Origin of the sequence: Rhodococcus sp. (in: high G+C Gram-positive bacteria), from assembly GCF_049299235.1 — a bacterium.
GTDB lineage: Bacteria > Actinomycetota > Actinomycetes > Mycobacteriales > Mycobacteriaceae > Rhodococcus.
In genome coordinates this window covers 1-3,643 of sequence record NZ_JBAQXC010000371.1, presented here as the reverse complement: position 1 = coordinate 3,643, position 3,643 = coordinate 1, and the positions used below count along the sequence as shown (strand labels likewise).

5 protein-coding genes are annotated in these 3,643 nt (G+C 68.4%); 3 read left to right on the top strand and 2 right to left on the bottom strand.

The window, feature by feature from the left end:
• Both WAX14_RS23055 and WAX14_RS23050 read left to right on the top strand, forming a co-directional pair.
• The coding region (locus tag WAX14_RS23055) for a GNAT family N-acetyltransferase (RefSeq protein ID WP_422630365.1) at positions 1 to 464 on the top strand (464 nt) is incomplete at its 5' end.
• A gap of 9 nt (positions 465 to 473) precedes the next feature.
• Positions 474 to 1,277, top strand: a complete 804-nt coding sequence (locus WAX14_RS23050) for an exodeoxyribonuclease III (RefSeq protein WP_422630364.1) — start codon at positions 474 to 476, stop codon at positions 1,275 to 1,277.
• Positions 1,278 to 1,312: 35 nt separating this feature from the next.
• On the opposite strand, the gene WAX14_RS23045 is transcribed toward WAX14_RS23050, so the two are convergent.
• Positions 1,313 to 1,663, bottom strand: a complete 351-nt coding sequence (locus WAX14_RS23045) for a GNAT family N-acetyltransferase (protein ID WP_422630363.1) — start codon at positions 1,661 to 1,663, stop codon at positions 1,313 to 1,315.
• A 259-nt stretch (positions 1,664 to 1,922) separates the two neighbouring features.
• Here WAX14_RS23045 and thiD point away from each other — a divergent pair, with 259 nt between their 5' ends.
• Positions 1,923 to 2,765 (top strand): bifunctional hydroxymethylpyrimidine kinase/phosphomethylpyrimidine kinase, encoded by an 843-nt coding sequence (gene thiD / locus WAX14_RS23040; protein ID WP_422630362.1) that lies wholly within the window; start codon positions 1,923 to 1,925, stop codon positions 2,763 to 2,765.
• A 6-nt stretch (positions 2,766 to 2,771) separates the two neighbouring features.
• On the opposite strand, the gene WAX14_RS23035 is transcribed toward thiD, so the two are convergent.
• A partial coding sequence (locus tag WAX14_RS23035; protein WP_422630361.1) for a M20/M25/M40 family metallo-hydrolase occupies positions 2,772 to 3,643 on the bottom strand: 872 nt, incomplete at its 5' end.

Sequence of the window (3,643 nt, the reverse complement as noted above, 5' to 3'; positions counted from 1 at the left end):
CCGCCGACCTGGACAACGTGCCCGTGCCGGAGGGGCCGACCCCGGTGCTCGTGAGCGGGCGACCGGATCAGCAGTGGCTGTCGCGCTATCGCAGCGGTGTGCTGCCCGAGCACGCCGAGCGGATCCTCGTCGCGGTTGCCCGCGGCGTGGTCGGATTCGGCCGGATCGGCGCACCCGACGACGAACCGGTCGCGATCGGCCGGGCCGCGGTGACCGATGCGCCCGACGGGCGGCGCTGGGTGGGACTGACCGCCGTCGAGGTCGCCCCCGAGCACCGCAGGCACGGCCTCGGCACGCTGATGTGCGGATCGCTGCTGCGCTGGGGCCGTGATCGTGGCGCGACCCACGCCTATGTCCAGGTCGCCGACAACAATGCGGGGGCGCGAGCACTGTTCCGCGAGTTGGCGTTCGTCGACCACCATCGCTACCGGTACCTGACCGAACCGGTCGGTCCCCTCGCCTAGAGTGTCGGTGTGCGCCTTGCTACCTGGAATGTGAACTCCGTCCGTGCCCGCACCGACCGGATCGCCGACTGGCTGCAACGAACCGGAACCGACGTGCTGGCCATGCAGGAAACCAAGTGCAAGGACGAGCAGTTCCCGTACGCGCGGTTCGAGGAACTCGGATACCAGGTCGCACACGTCGGGTTGAGCCAGTGGAACGGGGTCGCGATCCTGTCCCGGGTCGGACTCGACGACGTGCAGATCGGATTCGAGGACCAGCCCGGATTCACCAAGGACCCGGATGCCGTGCCCGCGCAGGAGGCGCGCGCGATCGGCGCGACCTGCGGCGGTGTGCGGGTGTGGAGCCTGTATGTCCCGAACGGTCGCGATCTGGCCGATCCGCACTACACCTACAAATTGGAGTGGCTCGCGAAGTTGCGCACCGATGCGCAGGGTTGGCTCGATGCCGATCCGCAGGCGCCGATCGCACTCGTCGGCGACTGGAACATCGCACCGACCGACGAGGACGTGTGGGATCCCGCGTTCTTCGACGGCAGGACCCACACCTCCCAGCCCGAACGGGACGCGTTCGCCGCGTTCGTCGACGGCGGGTTCACCGATGTGGTGCGCCCGCACGCCCCCGGTCCGGGTGTCTACACGTACTGGGATTACACGCAGTTGCGTTTTCCGAAGAAGCAGGGCATGCGAATCGACTTCGTTCTCGGCTCACCGGCCTTCGCGGCGCGGGTCGGTGCCGCGGAGATCGACCGCAACGAACGCAAAGGCAAGGGCGCCAGCGACCACGCCCCCGTCGTGGTCGATCTGACGATCTGACGATCTGCCCCGGACCCGGCCGGGTCCGCTGCCGATCAGGCTCGGCGCCGGACGGGTTCGAGCGGCACGATCACATCGCGATATTCCGGGTTGGAATCGAGGAATCGCTGCACGTACGTGCAGACCGGACGTACCTTCCAGCCTCGACGCCGCGCGGCATCCAGCGACCGTCCGACGAGGATGCCCGCGAGCCCCTGGTGCCCGAAGTCCTCGACGATCACGGTGTGCAGGAAGTCGACGACAGGATGGTTCCGGCCCGGGACACCCGACGGACGGTCGGTGTCGAAGTACCCGAGGATGCCGACGAGGTCCCCGTTGAGCCAGAGCTCGAAGCGGTTCTGACCCGCGTTGTCGGACACCTCGGCGTGCGGCAAGTTGGTGACCATGGAACCTCCGTGGTGCCGGAACATTAATGTGACGCATGCCACTATAGAACACAACATACCGTCCGTCGGAAGCCCCCTGCCGGTATTCGCCATCCACCCCGATCCGGGAGCCCCGAGTCCATGATGCGCCACATCGGGCACCCGACGGGATAGGTCCAACGACTCCGACAACCAGGACATTCGGCGGAAATCGCCACCCGCGCGGACCCGCGGGTCGCACCCCGATCGGCGCTGTCTGACCCCCGGTAGGCTCACGCGCGTGAAACTCCTGCCGTTGCCTCCGCGTGGCCAGACCCCGGTCCGCGCCCTCACCATCGCCGGTACCGACTCCGGAGGCGGTGCAGGAATCCAGGCCGACTCACGCACCATGGCGATGTGCGGCGTACACGCCTGCGTCGCGGTGGCAGCGGTGACGGTGCAGAACTCGCTCGGGGTCACCGGATTCCACGAAATCCCGCCGGACACCGTCGCCGCCCAGGTGCGCTGCGTCGTCGAGGACATCGGCGTGACGGCCGCGAAAACCGGGATGCTCGCGTCGACCGCGATCATCGAGTCGGTCGCACAGGTGTGCACCGAACTCGGTATCGGGCACGGTCGGCCGATTCCGCTCGTGGTGGATCCGGTCTGCGCGTCGATGCACGGCGACCCCCTGCTGCACGCCGAAGCCCTCGACGCGGTGCGTACCGTCCTCATCCCGCGGGCCACCGTCGTGACACCGAACCTGGACGAGGTCCGGCTCATCACCGGCATCGACGTCGTCGACGATGCCACCGCGCGACGCGCCGCCGAGGCACTGCACGCACTCGGTGCGCAATGGGCGATCGTCAAGGGCGGGCACCTGCGCACCTCCTCGGACAGCACCGATCTGCTGTTCGACGGCGACCGGTTTGTCGAGTTCACCAGCCCCCGCATCGACACGGGCAACGATCACGGCGGCGGCGACACCCTCGCCGCGGCGATCGCGTCGGCGATCGCGCACGGCCGGTCGGTCCCGGAGGCGGTGGCCTTCGCGAAGGAGTGGGTGACCAAGTGCCTCGAGTGGTCGTACGACCTGGGTAGCGGGCACGGGCCGGTCAACCCCATGTGGCGCCTACAGCCCTGAGCCCGGTCAGTTGCCGGATCGCTCCTGGTCCCGAGCAGTTCCGGTGGGCACCCCGTCGAGCGACTGCGCGAAGATTCCGACACCGTAACCGACCGAGGCCGCCGTCACCGCGAGCGCATCGCGGTCGATGTTGTCGAGATTGTCCTGCGGCGAATGGTAGTTCGGGTCGAACGGCGCGTCGGCTTCGCCGCCCCACTCGGCGGCCTGATCCGGCGTCTTGATCTCGTCGGCGCCGCTGAACACACCACCGGCCGGGATACCGGCCTCGACGAACGGACCATAGTCCGACCGTCCGTCGAAATCCGTGCCGTCGGCCGCCACGCCTCGTGATTCGAAGAACGTGCGGAAGGTCTGTTCGATGGTCGCCGACCCCGCCGGTCCCGGACCCGACCCCACCACGTCGGAGTCGTCGCCGTCGTAGACGAGGTAACCGGGGTTCGGTGAGCCCAGCATGTCGAAATTCAGATACAGCGCGATCGCGTTGCGCTCGTCGTCGGTCAGGGATTCGACATACTTCGTCGAACCGACGAGACCGATTTCCTCCGCGCCCCAGAACGCGAATCGCACCGCGTTGGTGACGGTCGCATCGGACCCGAGTTGCAGCGCGGTTTCGAGGACCGCGGCGACGCCGCTACCGTTGTCGTTGATGCCGGGACCTTCGGGGACGCTGTCGAGGTGCGCGCCGACGACGACCACATTGCCGGTGTCGCCGGTCGCGGTCTGCGCGATCACAGTGCGGGAGCGGATGTCCTCGATGGTGGTGTCGACGACCAGGGTGACGGTCCCGGCCGCGTCGAGGACGGCACCGTCGTCACCGCTGATCGCTGCCGCCGGGATCAGCGTGTCGCCGTCGTCGCCGAGCGTGCCGCCGGCGAGCG

Bases quoted from the DNA above. Each gene is read 5' to 3' on its own strand.
- WAX14_RS23045 (WP_422630363.1), bottom strand. From the start codon at position 1,663: ATGGTCACCAACTTGCCGCACGCCGAGGTGTCCGACAACGCGGGTCAG.